Source organism: Kribbella jiaozuonensis (assembly GCF_005233875.1).
In the GTDB taxonomy this organism is placed as follows: domain Bacteria; phylum Actinomycetota; class Actinomycetes; order Propionibacteriales; family Kribbellaceae; genus Kribbella; species Kribbella jiaozuonensis.
In genome coordinates this window covers 925,717-948,320 of the sequence record NZ_SZPZ01000001.1, presented here as the reverse complement: position 1 = coordinate 948,320, position 22,604 = coordinate 925,717, and the positions used below count along the sequence as shown (strand labels likewise).

Genomic DNA, 22,604 nt, shown 5'->3' with positions numbered 1-22,604 from the left:
TCAGCGGCTCCGACCGCTAGCGGAATTCATCGATCAGGTCGACCGCCTCGTCCAGCCCGTGCGTGTCGCGAAGGACCTTGAGGAAGTCGTCCACCGAGACCGGCGGCGTCTTGTATCGCTGGGTCAGCTTCATGACTGCCTTCAGAGCACGTTGCGGTGAGACCGCAACGGTGTTGGCCGCGAACTCGCACGGCATCAAAATCTCGATACCGTGCGGGACCGCATGCCCAGCCACGGCGGCCGCGAGGACGTGCTCGTCATACGGGTCAGGAAGCCCGAACGTGCCCTCGTACGGCTCCCAGTTGCGTACTTCGGCGTCGTCGAAGTACGTCCGCATCTGCTCGATGAGATACGCAGCCTTGGACTCCGCATCAGGTTCGGAGAGTCCGTGCTTCAACATGTGCTTGTCGATCTCACAGGCTCGCAGCTCATCGAGGATCGCGCTGCTCCACAGCGGACGATAGAGGTTCTCCACGGCGAGGCTGAGGAGGAAGTCACGCTGTCGGCTGGGCCACAGGACGCAGGTATCGAGGAGGGCGGCGAACACCGACCAATACTCTCAGAGATCGGTACTTCGCTTTCTGTGCTCGGCACGCTGCCGACGGATCCGCTTGAGCCGCTCGGTCAGAACTGCGGGGTCTTCGTCTTCGCTCACGTCGGCCGAGGTGTCGGCGATCGCCTGGTACTGCCGCTGCCGCCGTACTTCGCGATAGGCAAGGAGGTCTCGCAGCAGGACCTTCCGGCGATTGCCGATCCGCTCGCTGGCGAGTTCGCCGGCGTCGATCAACCGAACCATGGTTGGCCGGCTGACCCCGAGAAGATCCGCGGCCTGCTGGGTCGTCAGCTTCGGCATGGTCGGCGAGATCGTGACAGCCTTGCCCGCCTTCAGCGCTGCGACAGCCTGAACCAGTACGAGGTGGAGAGCCTCCGGGACCTCGATCTGGTCGTGTTCTTCAGCACCTGCGAGGAAGTAGCGCCGCTCCGGGCGCTCACCAGTCTTGCTGTGGTGCGCATCGAGGAAGCTGGCGATCGTCGCCATCTGCTCCTGCTCCTCAGACAGGTAGGTCTGCGACTCGAAGAGCTCGGCAGCCATGACACCTCCGGAAACGGACGATCCGCATCTGCTTTCGTAACGTTCGAATATGGTTGCATGCGGTAAGCGGTTTAACAAATCACGCGGTGCCGATCCGAACACCGCAGCACGCAGCCGCAGATCCCCGGCCTCACCCTTCCTCGCACATCAGCCGTAGCCGGCCCGGCACCCGCGAGATGCCTCATCCGCAGGCGACGCCGCACACCTCCGACGCGAGAAGGCAGCTGCCGCCCGCCGCCGGAGGTGCTCAACAGGCAGCTGCGCGATACAGCGCCCGGTCTACGTTTGCGCGCGTTTGCACGCGCCGGAGCGATGCGCACGGTACGAATGCGCACACGCCGCCGAAGGCGGCCAATAAAACAGCCGCCGCGGAGCGGTGACCGATCTGCGGTCCAGCCCGATCGGGACGTCGCGCGCGGCGGACCAGCACACCTAAGACGGACTCGCACGCCGCCGAAGGCGGCCGACAAGGCAGCCGCCGCGAAGCGGTGTCCGATCTGCGGTCCTGCTCGACCAGGACGTCGCACGCGCCGGAACAGGCACGCGCGAGATGGACGCGCACGCCGAAGGCAGCCAACAAGGCAGCCGCCGCGAAGCGGTGTCCTTTCGCCTGTTCTAGAAGGTGTCGGCGGGGACGTAGACGCCCCAGACTTCTCGGAGGGTGTTGCAGACTTCGCCCACGGTGGCTCTCGCCTTTAGCGCGTCTTTCATGGGGTAGAGGCAGTTGTCGTTGCCTTGGGCGGCTTTTTTCAAGGCCGCCAGGGCTTTGTCGACGGCGGACTGGTTGCGGGTGGCGCGGAGGGTGGCTAGGCGGGCGGTTTGCTGGGCTTCGATGGTGGGGTCGACGCGGAGGGGTTCGTACGGCTCCTCCTCCGCGATCTTGAACTTGTTCATGCCGACGACGACGCGTTCGACGGAGTCGATCTCCTTGGCGATCTGGTACGCCGAGCGCTCGATCTCCTGTTTCTGGAAGCCCTTCTCGATCGCGGCGACGGCCCCGCCGTACTCCTCGACCTGGTCCATCAACTCGAGCGCGGCGGCCTCGACCTCGTCGGTGAGCGACTCCACCACATACGAGCCGGCAAACGGATCCACCGTCGCGGTGATGTCCGTTTCATAAGCCAGCACCTGTTGCGTGCGCAGCGCCAACCGAGCAGCCTTCTCCGTCGGCAGCGCGATCGCCTCGTCGTACGAGTTGGTGTGCAAAGACTGCGTTCCACCAAGTACGGCGGCCAACCCCTGGATCGCCACCCGCACCAGATTCACCTCGGGCTGCTGCGCGGTCAGCTGTACGCCGGCCGTCTGCGTGTGGAAGCGCAGCATCAACGACTTCGGATTCTTGGCGCCAAACGAATCCCGCATCACCCGCGCCCAGATCCGCCGCGCCGCCCGGAACTTCGCGACCTCCTCCAGCAGCGTCGTCCGCGCCACGAAGAAGAACGACAACCGCGGCGCGAACTCGTCCACATCCAACCCGGACGCGACCGCCGCGCGCACATACTCGATCCCGTTCGCCAACGTGAACGCGATCTCCTGCGCAGGCGTCGCCCCCGCCTCGGCCATGTGGTAGCCGGAGATCGAGATCGTGTTCCACCGCGGCAGCTCCGCGTGGCAGTACGCGAAGATGTCGCTGATCAGCCGCAGCGACTCCTTCGGCGGGTAGATGTACGTCCCGCGGGCGATGTACTCCTTCAGTACGTCGTTCTGGATCGTGCCGGTGAGCTTGTCCGCGGACACGCCCTGCTCCTCGGCCACCAACTGGTACAGCAGGAGCAGCACCGACCCGGGCGCGTTGATCGTCATCGACGTCGACACCTGGTCCAACGGGATCTTGTCGAACAGCACCCGCATGTCGTCGATCGAGTCGATCGCCACCCCGACCTTCCCGACCTCACCGGAAGCGATCGTGGCGTCGGAGTCGTACCCCATCTGCGTCGGCAGGTCGAACGCGACCGACAGGCCCATGGTCCCGTGGTCGATCAGCTGGTGGTACCGCTGGTTCGACTCGGCCGCCGTCCCGAACCCGGCGTACTGCCGCATCGTCCACGGTCGCTGCGTGTACATCGTCGGGTACACGCCCCGGGTGTACGGGAACTCCCCCGGCTCCCCGAGTTTCGCCGCCGGGTCGAACCCGTCCAGCGGCTCGTACACCGGATCGAACTCGAACCCCGACTCGCTGCGATGACTCATCCCCCAAAGGTAGGCGAACCACCGCCCGACTGGTATGACGCCGAGCACGCCCAGCGACCCGCCCGCTCCCAGCTGTTGACTCGTGACGTGGCTCACAGGACGCTGCGACGGTATGCACCGTCGACCGGGGAGGGGCGACATGCGAAGAACTTCTGCTCTGATCGCAGTACTGGCTGTCGTAGCGGGCGGATTGGCCGCCGGACAGGCTGCCACCGCAGTACCAGGCCAAGGAGGTGACGGCCTCGAGGTGTACGTCGGAGACCTCAGCGCGCAACAGCTGCAGAAGGTCGTCGACACCGGGGTGGACCGCTCGGACCTGGCCACCGGCCAGACAGCCGACGGCAAGGTCAAGGTCGAGGTCGTGATGTCCGAGCGGCAGGCTGCCAAGCTCCGCTCAGACGGCGTCGATCTGAAGGTCAAGCAGGTCAAGGGCCATGCAGCCTCCGACGAGGCCGCCAGGCTCGCCGCGGCCGGCCCGACCGTGTTCCGCCCGTACAGCGGGCCCGGCGGTCTGTCCGACGAGCTGACCCAGACAGCGGCCGCGCATCCGTTGCTGGCCAAGCTGGTCACCATCGGTACGACGGTGCAGGGCAAGCCGATCGTCGCCGTCAAGGTGAGCCTGGGCGCCCGTCTGCTGCCCGACGGCGCCAAGCCTTCGGTGCTGTACTCCGGCACCCAGCACGCCCGCGAGTGGATCACCCCGGAGATGGTGCGCCGGCTGATGCACTACGTGATCGACGGCTACGGCCACAACGCCGAGATCACCAAGCTGGTCAACACGACCGAGCTGTGGTTCCTGCCGGTGGCCAACCCGGACGGCTACGACTACACGTTCACCGGCGACCGGTTGTGGCGCAAGAACCTCCGCGACAACAACGGCGACGGCCTCATCGCCCCTGGCGACGGTGTCGACCTGAACCGCAACCTGCCGACCAAGTGGGGCTACGACAACGAGGGTTCGTCGCCCGACCCGAGCAGCGACACGTACCGCGGTTCGGCCCCGGCCTCCGAGCCAGAGACGAAGGCCCTCGACCAGCTGTTCCGCAAGGTCAAGTTCACCGAGCTGGTCAACTACCACTCCGCGGCCCAGCTGCTGCTGTACGGCGTCGGCTGGCAGGTGAGCACACCGTCGCCGGACGACGTGATCTCCGAGGCGATGGCCGGCGACGACGCGAATCCCGCAGTGCCGGGCTATGACCCGGACATCTCCGCCGAGCTCTACACCACCAACGGCGAGACCGACGACCATGCGGCGAACAGGTACGGCACGATGGCGTTCACGCCGGAGATGTCGACCTGCCAGACCGCGTCCGCCGTCGACCCCAACGACCAGTGGCGGCCGGAGGACTGCGTCAGCGTCTTCAGCTTCCCGGACGACGAAGGCCTGATCCAGGCCGAGTTCACCAAGAACATCCCGTTCGCGCTGTCCGTCGCCAAGTCCGCCAAGGACCCCGACGACCCGGTCTCGGTGGTCGGCCGGAAGGCCGCCGATCTGGTCGCGGACCCGTTCACGGTCTCGTACGGCACCACTCAGCCGGTCGCGGTGATCGCCAAGCGGGCCTTGAAGAACCTGCGGATCAACTACCGCGTCAACGGCGGCCGCGCGGTGTCCGACAAGGTCTCGGAGTGGAAGGGCGGCGAGCGGTACGGCGACACCAACAACCGGTACTACGCCGAGTTCCGCGGCACGGTACGCCGTACCAAGCCTGGTGACTCGGTCGAGGTGTGGTTCACCGGCAACAAACCGGGGACGGGCAACGTCGCCGGCGAGCACTTCACGTACCACGTCGCCACCGATATCGGCGGACAGGTACTGATCCTGGCCGCGGAGGACGTCACCGGCGCGAGCCCGGTGCAGGGCGTCACGACGGCGAAGTACGTGAGCAACTACGCCGCCAGCCTCGCCGCGTCCGGGATCACCTCGGACGTGTACGACGTCGACGCGAACAACCGGACCGCACCGCACCCGCTGGGCGTGCTGTCGCACTACAAGGCCGTGGTCTGGGAGACCGGCGACGACATCATCACCCGGAAGGTCGGGCAACCGGCCGGTACGGCGGCCGAGCTCGCCCTCGACCTGGAGCTGTCGGTCCGCGACTACCTCAACGAGGGCGGCAAGTTGCTCTACACGGGCAAGTACGCCGGCTATGCGAGCAACGGGGACGGGGCGTACTACTACAACCCGTTCCAAGAGCAACAGGGTGAGTGCACGGCGCGCGCGTACCCGTGCCTGCCGCTGCTCAACGACTTCGAGCAGTACTGGCTGGGCGCCTACACCCTGGTCGACAACAGCGGCAGCGACAGCAACGGCGCGCCGGTTCCGATCCGTGGCACCGCCGGTGCCTTCAACGGGTTCACCGGGACGCTCAACGGCGGTGATTCAGCCGGCAACCAGGACCACACGAATGCCTTCGTGCTGACCTCGAGTGTGTTGCCCAAGGCCCAGTTCCCGCAGTTCGCGAGCTCGGCACCGCTGAAGTGGAACCGGCCCGGCGGGGCGCCGTTCGAGCCGTTCACCGGTTCGCAGTACGTGTACAGCCGGCAGGCCGACATGAGCTACAAGCGGCTCAGTCGGACGGTCGACCTGAGCGGAATCTCGAGCGGGTCGATGGCGTTCAAGTTCTCCTTCGACACCGAGGCGGAGTGGGACTTCGTGACGGTCGAGGCGCACACCGTCGGCCAGAACGACTGGACCACACTGCCGGACATGAACGGCCATACCTCGCAGGACACCGGTCAGAGCTGTCCGGCCGGTGTGGTGCAGCTGCATCCGTTCCTGGCGCACTACCAGGGTGCGGACTGCTCACCGACCGGTACCACCGGTGCTTGGCATGCGGCGTCCGGGTCCAGCGGGGGCTGGCAGGACTGGAACATCGACCTCACGCCGTACGCCGGGAAGCAGGTCGAGCTGTCGATCACCTACGTCAGTGACTGGTCAACGCAGGGCCTCGGGGCCTTCGTCGACGACGTCTCGATCACGCGGGACGGGGCCACCGAGCAGACGTCCTTCGAGACGGATCTCGGCGGTTGGGCGGTACCTGGTGCGCCGGCCGGCTCACCCGTGAACCCGACCGACTGGATCCGGACCACGACCGCCTTCGACGAGGGCGCCGGGGTGGCCACACCGGACACGGTGTACCTCGGCTTCGGCGCCGAAGGCCTGACCACGCAGGCGATGCGCACCGACCTGGTCCGCCGGTCGATGACTCACTTGTTCACCACCCCGTAACTGGGGATGCCCTGTCGACACCTGAAGGACACTTCAAATCCCTACAGCTGTCGACAGGGCATCGACGCCGTGTCACGAGAGTGTCGCCCAGGGTTCATGCACGGTGAGGAACCTTCGAAGTGTGCGAATCGTGATGGTGGCCGAGACCTTCCTGCCGCAGATCAATGGCGTGGCGAACACGGCTCGCCACGTCGCCGACCGGCTGCGCGCCCGTGGGCACGCACTGCTGATCATTGCCCCCGGCCCGGGACCGGACGCGTACGGCGACGTACCGGTGATCCGCGCCCGCAGCTTCCGGACGCCAGGCTACAAGGAGTACCCCGTCGGCCTGCCCGATCCGTCGATCGAGCGCGCGATGGCCGACTTCAAGCCGGACCTCGTGCACCTCGCCTCGCCGTTCATCATCGGCGCGTACGGCCTGCGCGCGGCCCGCAAGCTCGGGCTGCCGACGGTCGCGATCTTCCAGACCGACATCGCCGGCTTCGCCCGTCAGTACCCCTGGTACGCCGCCGCCGACCGCGGCATCTGGCGCTGGGTACGGCGGACGCACTCGCGCGCCGACCGGACCCTCGCGCCCTCGACCGCATCCGTCGACGCGCTGGTGCAGGGCGGCGTACCGCGGGTGCATCTGTGGGGCCGCGGCGTGAACCTCGACCTGTTCGATCCCAAGCACCGCGACGAGGAATGGCGCCGGCAGATCTCGCCGGACGGCAAGCCGATCGTCGGGTACGTCGGCCGGCTGGCCGCGGAGAAGAAGGTCCGGCGGCTCGCCGAGCTGACCGACCTGGACTGCCGGATCGTGATCGTCGGCGACGGGCCGGACCGCGCCTCGCTGGAGAACGCGTTGCCGACGGCAACCTTCCTCGGGATGCGCCGGGGCGCCGACCTGGCGTCGATCTTCGCCGGGCTGGACGTGTTCGTCCACACCGGTGAGCACGAGACGTTCTGCCAGACCATCCAGGAGGCGCAGGCCTCCGGCGTCGCCACCGTCGGCCCGGCCGCGGGCGGCCCGCTCGACCTGATCCACCCTGGTGAGAACGGTCTGCTGTTCGAGCCGGGCAAGACCGGATCGCTGCGCGACCAGGTGAAGATCATGCTCGACCACCCTGAGGCCCGCGGCCGGATGGCGGCTGCCGGCCTGCAGCGGGTGCAGTCACGGACCTGGCCGGCGGTGGTCGACGACCTGGTCGACCGCCACTATGCCGAGGTCCTGCGTGAGGCGGCGGCTGTCCGGCGGGTCGCGTGAGTGCGCTTCGGATCGCCCAACTGGCGAACTTCGTCGGGCCGACGTCCGGTGGGATGCGGACCGCGATCGAGCAGATCGGCCAGGGGTACGTCGAGGCCGGCGCCGAGCGGATCGTGATCACGCCGGGCGAGCGCGACGAGGTGGCCGAGACCGAGTTCGGCACGGTGGTCCGGGTGAAGGCGCCCAAGGTGAGCGGCGGGTACCGCCTGATCACCAACCCGTGGAACGTGATCGACGTACTGAAGAAGTTCGGGCCGACCACGGTCGAGATCTCGGACAAGTCGACGCTGCTCCCGGTCGCGCGCTGGGCCCGCCGCAACGACATCGGCACGATCCTGTTCAGCCACGAGCGTCTGGACGCGATGCTGGCGCTGGGCTCGGCTCGTCCGGGTCAGCTCGGCGGCCACGACGTACTGCGTCCCGGCCGGATGCTCGGTGAGGTCAGCCAGCGCACCAGCCGCTGGACCGGTGAGAGCGTCCAGCGCCGGGCCGAGGGCGTCAAGGCCAGCCAGCTCCACGTGGTCGCGACCGTCGCCGCGCTCTACCGGATCCTCAGCCGCACGTACGACGCGGTCGTGGTCACGTCCCGCTACGCGGCCGCGGAGTTCGACGAGGTGACGACTCCGCTGGTCCGGATCCCGCTCGGGGTCGACCTGGAGACCTTCCACCCGTCCCGGTCCGAGCCAGTGGACGACGGCGTACTCAAGCTGGTCCACGCCGGCCGGCTGTCGCGCGAGAAGAGCCCGCACCTCGCCGTCGCCACCGCGGTCGAGCTGCACCGCCGCGGCGTGAAGCTGCAGATGGACGTGTACGGCACCGGCCCGCACCTCGACGAGCTGATCGAGATCGCAGGCGACGCGCCGGTCACCTTCCACGGGTACGTCGACGGCCGCCAGACCCTCGCCAAACATCTCGCCGAGGCCGACATCGCACTCTCCGTCTGCCCCGGCGAGACCTTCGGCCTGGCCGTCCTCGAGGCCCTCGCTGCCGGCACCCCGGTCGTCACCGCCAACACCGGCGGCGCCCGCGAGCTCGTCGACGAGACCTGCGGCCGCTGGGCGGCAGCCAACCCCTCGGCCCTCGCCGACGCCACCCTCGCCCTCGCCCAACTCCCCAACCGCCGAGCCGCCGCTCGCCGCCGCGCCGAGCTCTACAACTGGAACACCTGCGTCCAGCACATGCTCGCCCTCCACACCCGCCTGTCCCAGGCCCGCATCGCCGCCTAGGTCAGGTGGTCGTAGTCGCCCCGGGTCCAGGCTGCGTGGCGGTCGGCGGAGCGGCGTACGACCGCTTTGGCGTCGACTGGGATTGAGGCGCCGAAGTTGTTGTAGAGGCGGTCGTACTCGTACGGGTCGAGCGAGCGGGCTACCCGGTCGACCACCGCGCCGGAGAGTGGGATGCGGTTCGGGTAGCTGCGCATGAAGCTGACCGAGGTGCGGTCGGGGTTGGCGAAGATCGTGTCGCCGGACAGGATCACACCCTTGCCCTCGGCACCGTTCTGCCAGTGGATGACCGCGCTGCCCGGGAAGTGACCGCCTGGTTGGAGAACGGTCACACCGGGTAGCGGTGTCAGCTTGCCCGACCAGGTCTGGATGACCGGGTCCTGGCGGGCAACCCACTCCTTGTCCGGCTCCGAGACATACACCGGTACGTCGCCGAGGCGGTGGCTCCACTCGACCTGGACGCCGTACATGTGCGGGTGGCTCGCGATGACCCCCACCACCTCGCCGAGCTCGCGGACCCGGCGTACGGCGTCGTCGTCGACGTACCCGATCGGGTCCCAGAGCAGGTTGCCCGCATCGGTTGTCACCAGCATCGACTGCTGACCGATCCCGATCGGCGGCTTCGAGCGGATGCCGTACAGGCCGGGCTCCACCTCGGTGATCGTGACCTCGGTGCCGGCCAACTCCTCGAGCGTGGTCCAGTGCTGCCCGTCGGCGGGCACCCACTGCCGTTCGTCGGCGCAGATCGCACACACGTCCACCTGCTCGGAGTGCTCGACCGCACAGGTCGCACAGATCCAGAAACTCACTGTAGTTCCCCTTCGCCTCGGATGTGCCGTTAGCCAACGTGTTCAAGCTCTGTTGAAGTCAAGCTACGACGCGACCGAGATCACATCCACCGCGATCGATGTCACAGCTGTCAGGACATTTCACCGCGGCGAGCGGGTCTAGCATCAAAACGATTCGGCAAACTCGGCGAGGAGGATCTGGTGCCCAGCAAACCAGCCGGCACGCTGTACCGCGGCCGGGAGGGCATGTGGTCGTGGGTCGCGCACCGCATCACCGGTGTCGGCATCTTCTTCTTCCTGCTGGTGCATGTGCTGGACACCGCGCTGGTCCGGGTCTCGCCGCACGCGTACAACGAGGTCATCGGTACCTACAAGAACCCGGTCGTCGGCCTGCTCGAGGTCGGGCTGGTGGCCGCGATCCTGTTCCACGCGTTCAACGGCATCCGGCTGATCCTGATCGACTTCTGGGCCAAGGGCCCGCGGTACCAGCGCCAGTTGATGATCGGCGTCGGGGTGATCTGGGTCGTGCTGTTCGTCCCGTTCGTCATCCGCCATCTGACCCACGTGTTCGGAGGCTGAGATGAGCGAGATCGCGGCACCGCGCAGCAGTTCCCGCGCGCGCAGCCTGAAGGGCGGCGGCCGGAACCGCTCGGGCCAGACCAACTTCGAGCTGTACAGCTGGCTGTTCATGCGGCTGTCCGGGCTCGCGCTCGTCATCCTCGTGCTCGGGCACCTGTTCGTGAACCTGATGCTCGGCGGCGGGATCACCGCGCTGGACTTCGGCTTCGTGGCCGGCAAGTGGGCCAACCCGCTCTGGCAGGTCTGGGACCTGCTGATGCTGTGGCTGGCGATGCTGCACGGCTCCAACGGCCTGCGCACGATCATCAACGACTACGCCGAGAAGGACCAGACCCGGTTCTGGCTCAAGGCCCTGCTGATCACGGCGGCGCTCGTGATCGTCGTCCTCGGCACCCTGGTCATCTTCACCTTCGACCCGTGCCTGGACCCCAACTCCACACTGTCTGTCTGTAAGTAAGGAAGTCATGCAGCAGCACCAGTACGACGTCATCATCGTCGGCGCGGGCGGCGCAGGCATGCGTGCCGCCCTCGAGTCGAGCAAGCGGACCCGTACCGCCGTACTCACCAAGCTCTATCCGACCCGCTCCCACACCGGCGCGGCCCAGGGCGGTATGTGCGCCGCGCTGGCGAACGTCGAGGAGGACAACTGGGAGTGGCACACCTTCGACACGGTCAAGGGTGGTGACTTCCTGGTCGACCAGGACGCGGCCGAGGTGATGTGCCGCGAGGCCGTCGACGCGGTCCTCGACCTGGAGAAGATGGGCCTGCCGTTCAACCGGACCGCCGAGGGCAAGATCGACCAGCGGTTCTTCGGCGGTCACACCCGCAACCACGGCGAGGCCGTCGTACGGCGTTCGTGCTTCGCGGCGGACCGTACCGGTCACATGATCCTGCAGACGCTGTACCAGCAGTGCATCAAGCAGAACGTCGAATTCTTCAACGAGTACTACGTTCTCGACCTGCTGATGACGGACGGCAAGGCCAGCGGCGTCGTCGCGTACGAGCTGGCCACCGGCGAGCTGCACGTGTTCAGCGCCAAGTCGGTCATCTTCGCGTCCGGCGGTTTCGGCAAGGTCTTCCGTACGACGTCCAACGCGCACACGCTGACCGGCGACGGGATGGGCATCGTCTGGCGCAAGGGCCTGCCGCTGGAGGACATGGAGTTCTTCCAGTTCCACCCGACCGGCCTGGCGGGTCTCGGCGTACTGCTGTCGGAGGCGGCCCGTGGTGAGGGCGGCATCCTGCGGAACAAGGACAACGAACGCTTCATGGAGCGGTACGCGCCGACCGTGAAGGACCTGGCGCCGCGGGACATGGTCGCCCGCGCGATGGCGAACGAGGTCCGCGAGGGTCGCGGCTGCGGCCCTGACGGCGCGTACGTGATGCTCGACCTGACCCACCTGGAGCCCGCGCACATCGACGCGAAGCTGCCGGACATCACCGAGTTCGCACGGACCTACCTGGGCGTGGAGCCGTACACCGAGCAGATCCCGGTGTTCCCGACCGCGCACTACGCGATGGGCGGCATCCCGACCAACATCAAGGGCGAGGCGCTGGCCAACAACGAGGACGTGATCCCGGGCCTGTACGCCGCCGGCGAGGTCGCGTGCGTCTCCGTGCACGGTGCGAACCGCCTGGGTACGAACTCGCTGCTCGACATCAACGTGTTCGGCCGGCGGGCGGGGATCGCGGCCGCGGAGTACGCCGAGACCGCGTCCTTCGAGGAGCTGCCCGCGGAGCCGGAGAAGTACGTCGTGGAGCTCGTCGAGGGGCTGCGGAACTCGACCGGTGAGGAGCGGATCGCGGCGATCCGGTCGGACCTGCAGGCGACGATGGACCTGAACGCGCAGGTGTACCGGACCGAGGGCTCGCTGAAGCAGGCGCTGGTCGACATCGAGGCGCTCAAGCTGCGATTCGCCCGGGTCGGCGTCCAGGACAAGGGCAAGCGGTTCAACACCGACCTGCTCGAGGCGGTCGAGCTCGGCTTCCTGATCGATCTGGCCGAGGTGCTGGTGGTGTCCGCGCTGGAGCGCAAGGAGTCCCGCGGCGGGCACTTCCGCGAGGACTACGCCACCCGCGACGACGTCAACTTCATGCGGCACACGATGGCGTACCGCGAGGTCGATGCTGACGGCAACGAAACGATCCGGCTCGACTACAAACCGGTCGTCCAGACCCGTTACAAGCCGATGGAGCGCAAGTACTGATGGACGTCAAGGTCAAGATCCTCCGGTACAACCCCGAGGTCGTCGACGAGGCCGAGTGGAAGACGTACTCCGTCACGCTGCAGCCGACCGACCGAGTGCTGGACGCGCTGCACAAGATCAAGTGGGAGCAGGACGGCACGCTGACGTTCCGGCGATCCTGCGCGCACGGGGTCTGCGGCTCGGACGCGATGCGGATCAACGGCCGGAACCGGCTGGCCTGCAAGACGCTGATCAAGGACCTGAACCCGGACAAGGAGATCACCGTCGAGCCGATCAAGGGCCTGACGGTGCTCAAGGACCTGGTCGTCGACATGGACCCGTTCTTCGAGGCGTACCGCGCGGTGATGCCGTTCCTGGTCACTACCGGTCACGAGCCGACCCGGGAGCGGATCCAGTCGCAGGCCGACCGGGACCGCTTCGACGACACCACCAAGTGCATCCTGTGCGCCGCCTGCACGACGTCCTGCCCGGTGTTCTGGTCCGACGGCCAGTACTTCGGCCCGCAGGCGATCGTCGGTGCGCACCGGTTCATCTTCGACAGCCGCGACGAGGGCACCGAGCAGCGGCTGGAGATCCTGAACGACAAGGAAGGCGTCTGGCGCTGCCGGACCACCTTCAACTGCACCGACGCCTGCCCCCGCGGCATCGAGGTCACCAAGGCCATCCAGGAAGTGAAGCGCGCGCTGATCTTCCGCCGGGTGTGATCGGCGGACCTGGGCGTCGCATAAACTCTGACCCGGCCAATTCGTGCCACGCAGCCTCTGCCCTCGCGAGGACAGAGGCTGCTCGTCAGCCCGGGGGGTGATTGTGCAGCAGCGAGTCCGTGAGTTCGTCGACCGCTACTACCCCCGGCTGGTGGCGCTGCTGGAGCGCTGCGGCATCCCGCGGAGCATGCCGCCGCTGCTCGTGCTCGGCGTACTGGCCGCCACGACCTCCGTTGTGGTGACGACGGTGCTCTGGGTCTCGCACCGGGGCGACGCCGACTCGGGGCCGTTGGCGATCGAGCCCGCCTCCGCCGGCCGGGCCGGGACCGCGGTCGTGAACGCGGAGCGGGCCCAGGTGCTGTCCATGACGATGGTGACGCGGAATCGCTGGGCGGCCGGCTGGTCCGACTGCACGAGCGGGCCGAACTGCCGGTACGCCGCCGTACTCGACCGCGACGGGGCCCGTGCGACCTCGCCGGAGTGGCCGGTCCCGTACGCGACGCTGCAGACGGGCGACGAGGCGATCGCGGTCGCGCCGCCGCGCGAGGGCACGCTGAGCGGGGACACCTCGATGATGTTCCGGATGACGTACGACGGCCCGGTGCTGACCCGGCTGCGGTACCGGCTGTCCACGTCGACGTTCGAGCCCGGCGAGATCCTGACGGACCAGATCGTCCCGGGCCGGATCGCGGTGGTGAACCCCAAGGAGTCGTCCGTCCGGATGCTCGACACGCGCGGCAGCCGCTCGCCGGTCTGCGACACGACCGGGCGGTGCTGGGTGCTGACCGGGGTCGGGCGGACCGACATCATGTGGACCGACGACGGCGGGAAGACCTGGCGCTCGCAGGCGCTCGACAACCACAACCAGCTCGGGAAGCTCGCGGTCAGCCCGGACGGCAGGACGCTGGTGACGACCTCGGTCATCGTCGGCGACAGCGGTCAGGCGGTCGCGAAGATGCGCATCTCGAACGACCGCGGGGACACGTGGACGCTCGTCCAGCACCCGCCGCAGAGCCTGAACACGCCGCCGCTCGCGTTCGACGACGGCACGGCGCTGATGCTCGGCGGCCGGCTCAACGACCGGCCGCGGCTGTACCGGGTGCGGGACGGCGCGGCCGATCTCGACCGCGGATACCCCGGCGACCTGGCCGATCTCGCCGGCGACGAGCACTTGATGTACGGCTTCGAGGTGCCGAAGCGCCGTACGACGGAGGTCGTCCTGAGTACCGACGAGGGCGCCACCTGGACGAAGTTCGCGCCACGCTAGTCGAGCTGCTCAGTGGTGCATGGCGGCGCCCTTGAGCACCTTGTCGACCGCGTTCTTCGGGCCGTACAGGGCGATACCGACCAGGTCGAGGTCCGTGGTCGACACCGCCTTCACCGCGGCCCGGTTGTCCCTGTCGTTGCCTGTAGCAAACAAGTCCTGGGTGAACACGGCGTGCTCGAGCTCCCGGCGGAGCGCGCGCTCGTGCGCGGTCGCCATGAACTCCTTGCTGCCCTCGAACACCAGCACCGGCTGCCGGAACATCGGCAGGTACTTGGTCTCGTCGGCGTCTTCGTAGGGCTCGCCCACGACCTCCGGGTGGGTCGCGGCGATGCCGCTGACCAGGAACGCGGTCACGTTCAAGCGCTGCCACACGGCCAGATCATCGCGTAGCAGTACGGCGATCTTCGTATCGAATCTGATCGGCTCATCCACACCACCGATGGTCGCCCTCGACCCTGGCTGCGGTCTTGTACGTTTTAAGCCTCTCCGACCTTCGTCAGCAGTTTGTGCAGCGTCGACCGCTCCGCCGGACTCAACGGGCTGAGCGACTCGCTGAGGACGGATTCGAGGATCTTGGCGCCGGCCTTGCGGATCCGCTCACCCTCCGGAGTCACCGCGTGCCGTACGGCGCGGCCCCGGCCCTCGACGCGCTCGATCAGCCCGCGGGCGATCATCCGGCTGGCCAGCGAGCCCATCGACTGGTCGGTCTGGAACGTGCGCTGCGCCAGATCGTGGAGCGAAGCATCCGGAGCCTCGTGCAGCCGGCGGAGCACGTCCCACTGCGGCAGCGAGACACCGAGCTCGGACAACCGCTTGCTCGCCTCGGTGTGATGACGCCACTGCAACCGCTTGACCGCGATCCCGATGTCCTGCACGGAAGGCTCCACGGTGATCACAATAGCAGGTTGTTTATATAAGCAAGTTGATCTAAGGTTCCTTATATGCAGACCTTCGAGGAACACGGCACCGGCCGGCCCGTCCTGTTACTTCACGGTGGTGGCGGTCCCCAGACCGTCGCGCCCTTCGGCGTGCGCCTCGCGGCCGAGCTACCCGCCCACGTCGTCGTACCCACGCATCCCGGCTTCGGTGGGACCCCGCGCCCCGACGAGCTCACCACGATCGGCGGCCTCGCCGAGCTGTACGCCGATCTGCTCGACCAACTCGACCTCGAAGACGTGCTGGTGATCGGCAACTCGATCGGCGGCTGGATCGCGGCCGAGCTCGCCCTGCTCAACTCGCCGCGGGTCACCGAACTGGCGATCGTCGACGGCGTCGGCCTGCAGGTCCCCGGCCACCCGGTCGCGGACTTCTTCTCGCTGACCTTCCCGGAGCTGGCCGAGCTCAGCTACTACAACCCCGACGCCTTCCGCATCGACCCGGCCCAGCTCCCGCCGGAAGCCCAGGCCCAACTAGCCGGCAACCGAGCCGCCCTGGCGGTTTACGCCGCCACGATGGAAGACCCGACCCTCCAAGCCCGCCTGGCCGCAATGACCATCCCCACCACGGTGATCTGGGGCGACAGCGACCGCATCGGCGACCTCACCTACGGCCGCACGTACGCCGATGCCATCCCCAACGCCACCTTCGAGCTCCTCGAGCACACCGGGCACCTCCCCCAACTGGAGAGCCCCGACCTGCTGCTGAAGGTCCTCAGCAGTACGGCTGGTTCGAGGTGACGGCCGTGCAGACCCGCAGGAACAGGTTGAACAGGCGGTAGAGCTGGAGCATCTCGCCCTCCACAGTCACCGTGCGGTCGTCCAGACGCTCGACGCCGGGGATCGCACCGAGGTGCAAGGCGACCGAGGCGGACTGCCACCGAACCGTCAGCCGGTGGAGGCCGTGGTCAGATGCTGCGGCGAGGTTGGCCAGGGACTGGGTTGTGGTGGTCTCGATCGCCTCGCGGGCCTCGGCGACCGGGACAAGCTGCGCGGCGAAGCGGTCCTTGGCGAACTTGACCGGGACAGTGGCCACGCTGGGATCCCACGACTTCGTTTCGTCGCAGGCGGTGTCGTCGCCGGTCAGGAGCGCGACAGGTACGCCGTACGCCGCAGCCGCCGCGTGGAGCAGCCCGATCTCGCCGGTGGGGCGGTCGTCGAGCCAGATGTCCTCGATCTCGTGGCCCATGAAGCTGTGACTCAGTACGCCGAGAACGCCGGCACGCGAGTGGAATCCGATGCACAGCACCGCGTCGTACTCCGAAGACAGCCCCTCGATCATGCCCATCGGCTTCGGCCGGCCCTTGATCAGGCGGGCGCGCGGATCGAGCAGATCGGGGAGAAGGTTCCGCATCGGGCCGTGCGCGTCGTTGACCAGAACGGCCGTCGCGCCGGCGGCGTACGCACCGCGGACGGCGGCATTCACGTCCTCGGTCATCATCACCCGGCTGCGCTCGTAATCCCGCCCCGGCGGCTGGACGTCCTCCGCGTCGACCAGTCCGGTGATGCCTTCCATGTCCGCGCTCACGTATACCTTCACGCCCAGAAGCGTATGTTCTGAGTATGAGCAGCGGCGCCGTGGTCCGGGCGTGGCGGCCCGGGCTGGCTGGGGTCGTCGAGGTGCTGCACGCCCATTTCCCGTCGCACGCGTACCCGACGCACACGCACGACGCGTGGACCGTGCTGATCGTCGACGAGGGCGCGGTCCGGTACGACCTGGATCACCGCGAGCACGGTCTCGCCCAGGCGCAGGTCTCGCTGCTGCCGCCGCACGTACCGCACGACGGGCGATCGGTCCTGCCGCAGGGCTTCCGGAAGCGGGTGTTGTATCTGGCGCCCGATCGGCTGGGCGACGGCCTGATCGGCGCGGCCGTCGACCACCCGGAGTACGTCGACCCGCTGCTGCGGCACCGGATCCATCAGCTTCACGGCGTACTGAAGAACGGGCAGGAGGATCTGGAAGCGCAGAGCCGTCTCACGCTGATCGAGGAGCGCCTTGGCCAGCATCTCCGCCGCCAGGTGGTCGATCCACCGGACCGGCGGGACGCCGGCGTGGCTGTGCAACTGCGTGAGCTCCTCGACGCCAAAGTGACCGACGGGATCACGCTGGAGGATGCGGCAAAGGTGGTGCATGCCCATCCGGCGCATCTGGTCCGGGCGTTCAGCCGGGAGTACGGGATGCCGCCGCACCGGTATCTGACCGGCCGACGGGTCGATCTGGCCCGGCGCTACCTGCTCGACGGGCATCCGGCCGCCGAGGTGGCGACGCTGGCCGGGTTCTACGACCAGTCACACCTGAACCGGCATTTCCGGAAACTGCTCGGTGTCACACCGGCGAGCTTTGTGAAGCCTTAGCCGCCTTGTACGCGCGCACACCCCACGTGCCGAGCAGTACCGCGATCAGCAGGTTCACGATCACCAGGATCGTGTGCGCCACGTAGTACCCGGTCGGGCGCCCCTCGGTGTCCATCAGCGCCTTGATGAAGCGCAGGTAGGTGACGACGTTCCAGGCCGCAATGGCGAGCAGGACGAGGGCGTGTTTCCGTTCGAGCTTCACCTAACTATTGTTACCGGGTCGGTCGACCGTCCGGAGCAGCTGGGTCCGGTTGGCCACGCCGAAGCGCCGGTACAGGCGGGTCAGCTGGGACTCGACCGCCTTCACCGACAGGTACAGCGCGGCGGCAATCTCGCGGTTGGTGGAGCCGTCGCGGACCATCGAGACGATCTGCTGCTCGTTGTCGGTCAGCTCCGACGGCTGCCGGCTCCGGCTCGGTACGTCGAGGCGCGCGAGCTCGGTCTCGGCCACCTCGCGCCAGGCGGGAGCGCCGTACGCCTCGAACTGCTCGATCGCGTCCAGGAACGCGGTCCGCGCGACCGAACGGCGACGCGCCTGCCGGGCGACGCGGCCGCGGGTGAGCTCGCAGCGCGCCAGGTCGAGCGGGTAGACGCGGTCCCCCGCCGTACTGATCGTCTTCTCCAGGAGGTCGAGGGCCGCGGCCGGGTCGCCCTGCTTGGCGATCAGCAGCGCCTCGGACCGGGCCAGGCCGATCATGATCACTTCACGGTCCAGGTTGTCGGCGCGGGCCCGGATCTCGGCGATCAGCGCGGCCGCGTCCTCCAGCCGACCGGCTGCGACGAGAGCCTCGGCGTAGTCCGCGTGCCACGGGATCACGGCCGGGTCGTACGGCATTGCGGCCTCGCCGGACTCCGCGATGGCGTCGAACGACTCGACCGCCCGCTGCGGGTCGCCGGTCAGGACGGCCATCAGCCCGATGCTCGCGAGCGCGGGGCCGGTCCACTCGTCGTTCCCGACCAGGCGGACGCCTTCGAGCGCGGCCTCGGCGAGCTGCCGGCCCATGGCCGCCGAACCGCCGACCCACTCAGCCCGGCTGGCGATGATCATGCCGACCTCGGCCTCGTCACCGATGTCCTGCATCAGCTGGTAGCACTCGTGACCGGCGGCCAGCGCGTCGGCGCCACGCCCGCTGCGCTCGTAGATCGCGGTCGCCGAGATCAGCGCGGACGCGAGCCAGCGCATCGCGCCGTGATCGCGGACGTCGTCGACCAGCGCCGTGATCCGGTTGATCGCCTCGTCCGTCCGCCCGCGGAACAGCTCGCGCATCGCGGCCATCTGCCGGGCATTCACAACCGTCTTGGTGAGCGGCAGCCCCTTCGCCATCTCGGCAGCCTGCTCGAGTACGGCGTCCGCGGACTCCTCGGCGTCCCGCGCCATCAACACCGAGCTCGCCGCGCTCAGAGCATCGACGATCGCCTCGGTGTCGCCCGCCTCGCGTGCCAACGCCTCGGCGACGCGGGCGTCCTCCTGCGCGTCGTCCAGGCTGCGATCGAAGTAGTGGCTGTGGCTGCGCTCGATCCGCACCCGCGCCTCGAGCCGCTTGTCGCCCTTGGCCGCGGCGAACGCCTCCGCAAGCAGCTCGACCCGGCGATCGCGCTCCGGCCAGACCGCATCCGCGCACAGCAGCAGCGCAGGCACCTTGGTCTCAGGCTTCGTCGCGGCCTGTACGGCGAGCTGCGCCATGTCGGCCGACTCCGCGAGATGACCGGCGGCCGCGGCGTCGTCGGAAGCCCGGGTCAGTCGGCGGGCGCGGTCGTCCGGCCGCGTGATCGGCGTACGCTCCGCGCTCAATCTCCACAGGGTCGCGGCGGCACCAGGCGCGCCACGGCCGGCGGCGACGGTGGCTGCCTCTTCGATCGCGGCGGCCAGCTCCGGGTCGGCCTCCTGGGTGGCGAGGGCGCGGTGGGTCGCGTTCTCGACCGGTTCGTCGACGACGGCGGCGAGGTGGGCGTGGGCCTGCCGGCGGGCGGCCGACGTCGCCTCGGCGTACACGAACTCGCGGAGCAGCGGGTGGGTGAAGCGCAGGCGCTCGGCGGAGATGTCGATCAAGCCCAGGGACTCCGCCTCGGCCAGGTCGGCCTCGATCGGCCGGTCGAGGGACCGGGCGAGCTGGGTCGTGGTCGGACGCGGCGACGACGCGGCATGCAGGAGCAACTCGTGCGCGGCCGGCTCCAGCGTCGACAGTCGGTCGCCGAGCAGGGTCTTGAGGCGGCTGGACACCGGGAGCGGGTCGTTGGGCGAGACGCTCTTCGGATGCCGCAGTACGGCGCGACCGAGCTCGAGGGCCATGAACGGGTTGCCGGCGCTCGCGGTAAAGATGCGGCGGGCCGTGCGGACCGGGAGCGGGCTCGAGAGGCGTTGGCGGAGCAGGGCGAGGACATCCGGCTCGGTCAACGGCGGAACCTCGAGCTGCAGCACGGGCTCCGGGCACGCGTCGACCATCATCGGCAGATCGCCGTCGGCCACCTGCTCGGTCGCGAGCAGATGCACGCCCTCGGACAGACGGCGGGCGCAGAACGTGAGCACCTCGAGGCTCGACGGGTCCACCCACTGGATGTCGTCGACGACCAGGAGCACCGGCCCGGTGGCGGCCAGACGTCGAAGTACATGCAGTACTGCGAGGCGCACGGCGAGCTCGTCCCGCACCGTGTCGGGGGCGGACGCCTTCAGCAGCGCTACCTCGAGCGGCTGGCGGAGGTGATCCGGCAGCACACCCCAGGCGAACTCGAGCTGGTTGGAGAGGAGATCGAGAAGCGTGACGTACGGCAGGCCGGCCTCGGAGTTGGACGGGGCCGCGCTCAGGATCCGGCAGCCTTTCCGGCCGCGATCAGCGACGAGGGCACGGCCGAGGGCCGATTTGCCGATACCGGTCGGTCCGTACAGCAGCACGCTGCCGCTGGTCTCGAGCTGCTTGGTAGCTCGCTCGACCAGTCCTGCACGTCCGACCAGTTCGTCGTCAGTCATCTAGCTCCCCGAAGGATTCCCTTCGCTGATTATCACAGGAAACGACCGTTCGACACGGCAAGTGTCACATGCGGAAATTTGATGGTCACCATCCTGTCACCGACTCTTGCCCAGATCCGAGCAGTCGCGACGGCACGATCGTGCCCCGGCACCGGATGGTCTGCACGGTTGTAGACAAACTTCAACCGCCTGCCGATCTCTTGCACGGCAGGCGGTTGAGAGTTGGATCAGATCGACTCGAGATCGCGTTCGATGGCGGCCAGTTCCTCCTCGCTGCCCTGGACCTTGGGCCCGGTGAACCAGTGACGCGCGGACAGGAACCAGTACGCCGCGGCGAAGCCGAGCACGACCAGGACGGCGACCGGGGTGTAGTTGAAGGTGCTGCCGGTGACCGGGCTGACCTGCGGAAGCATGAACAGGATCGTGATGAACGCGACCCAGACGATCGCCACGATGCCGATCGGGCGGCTCCACCGGCCCAGGTTCCACGGGCCGGGCTGGAAGCGGTCACCCTGCATGAGTCTGAGCAGCGTCGGCAGGACGTAGGCGATGTAGAGACCGATCACCGCGATCGACGTGACCGCGGCGTACGCCGTCGCGTTCCACAGGTACGGCAGGCCGAGGACGAACGCACCGGCCGCAGCCAGCCAGATCGCGTTGGTCGGCGTCCGGGTGCGGTGGTTGATCTTGTGCCAGAACTTCGAGCCCGGCAGCGCGCCGTCCCGGGAGAACGCGTAGATCATCCGCGAGTTCGCCGTCACCGACGACATCCCGCAGAACAACTGCGCCCCGATCACGACCAGCAACAGGATCTTGCCGGTCACCGCACCGACCGCGTCGATGAAGATCTGCGCGGGCGGTACGCCGGTGGAGCTGTCCAGCGCACCGTCGTAGCTCTGGATCGCGAACGTCAGGCCGATCAGCAGCACCCATCCGGCTGCCAACGACACCAGGATCGACATCACGATTCCACGGGGACCGGAGCGCGCCGCGTCATGCGTCTCCTCGGTCATGTGCGCCGAGGCGTCGTACCCGGTGAAGGTGTACTGCGCCAGCAGCAGGCCGAGCAGTGCGACGTAGAACGTCGAACCCCAGCCGGTGTTGTTGACGAAATGGCCGAACACGAACGACGCCGACTGGTGCTTGTCCGGCACGAACACCAGCGCACCGACGATGAACAGCACGCCGAGGATGTGCCACCAGACGCTGATGTCGTTGAGCCGCGCGACCAGCTTCACGCCGAAAGAGTTCAGCAGACCGTGCAGCAGCAGGATCAACCCGAACAGCAGGATCGTGTGCCCCGGCGTCGCACTGAATCCGAACTGCAGGTCGAGGAACGCATTCAGGAAGAACGCCGCCCCGAAGTCGATACCGGCCGTCACCGCAACCTGGCCGAGGAAGTTGAACCACCCGGTGAACCAGGACCAGGCCGGGCCGTTCGACGGCGCCAGCTTCGCGGACCAGTAGTACAGGCCGCCGGCGGTCGGGTAGCTCGAGCACACCTCGGCCATGGCAAGGCCGACGAGCAGCGTCATCAGCCCGACGATCGGCCAGCCCCAGACGATCATCACCGGGCCGCCGGTGTTCATCCCGAACCCGTACAACGTCAAGCAGCCGGACAGGATCGAGATGATCGTGAACGACACCGCGAAGTTCGAGAACCCGGACATCGTCCGGTTCAGCTCCTGTGCGTAACCCAGTTGGTGCAGGCGATCCTCGTCGTCAGTCATTGAGCCTCCTAGACCCAGACAGCACAGCGCCTCAATGGTCTTCCCCCAGACCTTTACGCAATTGAGGCACCCGCTCCCGCGAGTGTCAAGGAG

General features: G+C 68.0%; 20 protein-coding genes. 10 read left to right on the top strand and 10 right to left on the bottom strand.

Annotated features, from left to right (window positions below):
• Positions 1–16: 16 nt before the first annotated feature.
• The 3 genes from FDA38_RS04570 to FDA38_RS04560 form a co-directional block, all read right to left on the bottom strand.
• Entirely contained in the window at positions 17–547 is a 531-nt protein-coding gene (locus tag FDA38_RS04570) for a PIN domain-containing protein (RefSeq protein ID WP_137252796.1), read from the bottom strand.
• A gap of 12 nt (positions 548–559) precedes the next feature.
• Complete coding sequence (locus tag FDA38_RS04565) at positions 560–1,093, bottom strand: helix-turn-helix domain-containing protein (RefSeq protein ID WP_137252795.1); 534 nt, start codon at positions 1,091–1,093, stop codon at positions 560–562.
• A gap of 615 nt (positions 1,094–1,708) precedes the next feature.
• Positions 1,709–3,283 carry an acyl-CoA mutase large subunit family protein gene (locus FDA38_RS04560; protein ID WP_137252794.1) on the bottom strand — a complete coding sequence of 525 codons (1,575 nt, stop codon included), beginning with the start codon at positions 3,281–3,283 and terminating at the stop codon, positions 1,709–1,711.
• Between the two features lie 139 nt (positions 3,284–3,422).
• Here FDA38_RS04560 and FDA38_RS04555 point away from each other — a divergent pair, with 139 nt between their 5' ends.
• The 3 genes from FDA38_RS04555 (at position 3,423) to FDA38_RS04545 (ending at position 8,984) form a co-directional block, all read left to right on the top strand.
• Entirely contained in the window at positions 3,423–6,512 is a 3,090-nt protein-coding gene (locus FDA38_RS04555; protein WP_137252793.1) for a M14 family metallopeptidase, read from the top strand.
• Positions 6,513–6,633: 121 nt separating this feature from the next.
• A complete protein-coding gene (locus FDA38_RS04550) occupies positions 6,634–7,758 on the top strand; it encodes a glycosyltransferase family 4 protein (protein ID WP_202877550.1) in 1,125 nt (374 codons plus the stop codon).
• Complete coding sequence (locus tag FDA38_RS04545; protein WP_233714519.1) at positions 7,755–8,984, top strand: glycosyltransferase; 1,230 nt, start codon at positions 7,755–7,757, stop codon at positions 8,982–8,984. The genes FDA38_RS04550 and FDA38_RS04545 overlap by 4 nt, the downstream gene beginning before the upstream one ends.
• Here the strand turns inward: FDA38_RS04545 and FDA38_RS04540 are convergent.
• Positions 8,981–9,790 (bottom strand): MBL fold metallo-hydrolase, encoded by an 810-nt coding sequence (locus tag FDA38_RS04540; RefSeq protein WP_137252792.1) that lies wholly within the window; start codon positions 9,788–9,790, stop codon positions 8,981–8,983. The two genes, FDA38_RS04545 and FDA38_RS04540, sit on opposite strands and share 4 nt — an antisense overlap.
• A 180-nt stretch (positions 9,791–9,970) precedes the next feature.
• On the opposite strand from FDA38_RS04540, the gene sdhC reads away from it, so the two are divergent.
• The 5 genes from sdhC to FDA38_RS04515 all read left to right on the top strand — a co-directional run bounded on the left by sdhC (position 9,971) and on the right by FDA38_RS04515 (position 14,526).
• Positions 9,971–10,348, top strand: a complete 378-nt coding sequence (gene sdhC / locus FDA38_RS04535) for a succinate dehydrogenase, cytochrome b556 subunit (protein WP_134105324.1) — start codon at positions 9,971–9,973, stop codon at positions 10,346–10,348.
• A gap of 1 nt (position 10,349) precedes the next feature.
• Entirely contained in the window at positions 10,350–10,805 is a 456-nt protein-coding gene (locus FDA38_RS04530; RefSeq protein WP_134105325.1) for a succinate dehydrogenase hydrophobic membrane anchor subunit, read from the top strand.
• A gap of 7 nt (positions 10,806–10,812) precedes the next feature.
• A complete protein-coding gene (gene sdhA, locus FDA38_RS04525; protein WP_137252791.1) occupies positions 10,813–12,555 on the top strand; it encodes a succinate dehydrogenase flavoprotein subunit in 1,743 nt (580 codons plus the stop codon).
• Positions 12,555–13,259 carry a succinate dehydrogenase iron-sulfur subunit gene (locus FDA38_RS04520; RefSeq protein WP_137252790.1) on the top strand — a complete coding sequence of 235 codons (705 nt, stop codon included), beginning with the start codon at positions 12,555–12,557 and terminating at the stop codon, positions 13,257–13,259. Before sdhA ends, FDA38_RS04520 begins: the two co-directional genes overlap by 1 nt.
• A 103-nt stretch (positions 13,260–13,362) precedes the next feature.
• Entirely contained in the window at positions 13,363–14,526 is a 1,164-nt protein-coding gene (locus tag FDA38_RS04515; RefSeq protein ID WP_137252789.1) for a WD40/YVTN/BNR-like repeat-containing protein, read from the top strand.
• Between the two features lie 9 nt (positions 14,527–14,535).
• Here FDA38_RS04515 and FDA38_RS04510 read toward each other — a convergent pair whose 3' ends face one another.
• The gene (locus FDA38_RS04510) at positions 14,536–14,958 is read right to left on the bottom strand and encodes a DUF2000 family protein (protein WP_233714518.1); all 423 of its coding nucleotides are present in this window, start codon (positions 14,956–14,958) and stop codon (positions 14,536–14,538) included.
• Positions 14,959–15,002: 44 nt separating this feature from the next.
• Positions 15,003–15,413 (bottom strand): MarR family winged helix-turn-helix transcriptional regulator, encoded by a 411-nt coding sequence (locus FDA38_RS04505; protein WP_137252787.1) that lies wholly within the window; start codon positions 15,411–15,413, stop codon positions 15,003–15,005.
• Between the two features lie 54 nt (positions 15,414–15,467).
• Here FDA38_RS04505 and FDA38_RS04500 point away from each other — a divergent pair, with 54 nt between their 5' ends.
• The gene (locus FDA38_RS04500) at positions 15,468–16,202 is read left to right on the top strand and encodes an alpha/beta fold hydrolase (protein WP_137252786.1); all 735 of its coding nucleotides are present in this window, start codon (positions 15,468–15,470) and stop codon (positions 16,200–16,202) included.
• Here FDA38_RS04500 and FDA38_RS04495 read toward each other — a convergent pair.
• The gene (locus FDA38_RS04495) at positions 16,177–17,001 is read right to left on the bottom strand and encodes a M55 family metallopeptidase (protein ID WP_137252785.1); all 825 of its coding nucleotides are present in this window, start codon (positions 16,999–17,001) and stop codon (positions 16,177–16,179) included. The two genes, FDA38_RS04500 and FDA38_RS04495, sit on opposite strands and share 26 nt — an antisense overlap.
• Positions 17,002–17,024: 23 nt before the next feature.
• Between FDA38_RS04495 and FDA38_RS04490 the strand changes: the two genes are divergently transcribed.
• Positions 17,025–17,816: a helix-turn-helix transcriptional regulator gene (locus FDA38_RS04490; protein ID WP_137252784.1), complete on the top strand. Its 792-nt coding sequence runs from the start codon at positions 17,025–17,027 to the stop codon at positions 17,814–17,816.
• On the opposite strand, the gene FDA38_RS04485 is transcribed toward FDA38_RS04490, so the two are convergent.
• The 3 genes from FDA38_RS04485 to FDA38_RS04475 all read right to left on the bottom strand — a co-directional run bounded on the left by FDA38_RS04485 (position 17,788) and on the right by FDA38_RS04475 (position 22,511).
• A complete protein-coding gene (locus FDA38_RS04485; RefSeq protein ID WP_137252783.1) occupies positions 17,788–18,018 on the bottom strand; it encodes an SCO4848 family membrane protein in 231 nt (76 codons plus the stop codon). The two genes, FDA38_RS04490 and FDA38_RS04485, sit on opposite strands and share 29 nt — an antisense overlap.
• Entirely contained in the window at positions 18,019–20,781 is a 2,763-nt protein-coding gene (locus FDA38_RS04480; RefSeq protein WP_137252782.1) for a helix-turn-helix transcriptional regulator, read from the bottom strand.
• 227 nt (positions 20,782–21,008) lie between these two features.
• Entirely contained in the window at positions 21,009–22,511 is a 1,503-nt protein-coding gene (locus tag FDA38_RS04475; protein WP_137252781.1) for an amino acid permease, read from the bottom strand.
• Positions 22,512–22,604 lie beyond the last annotated feature (93 nt).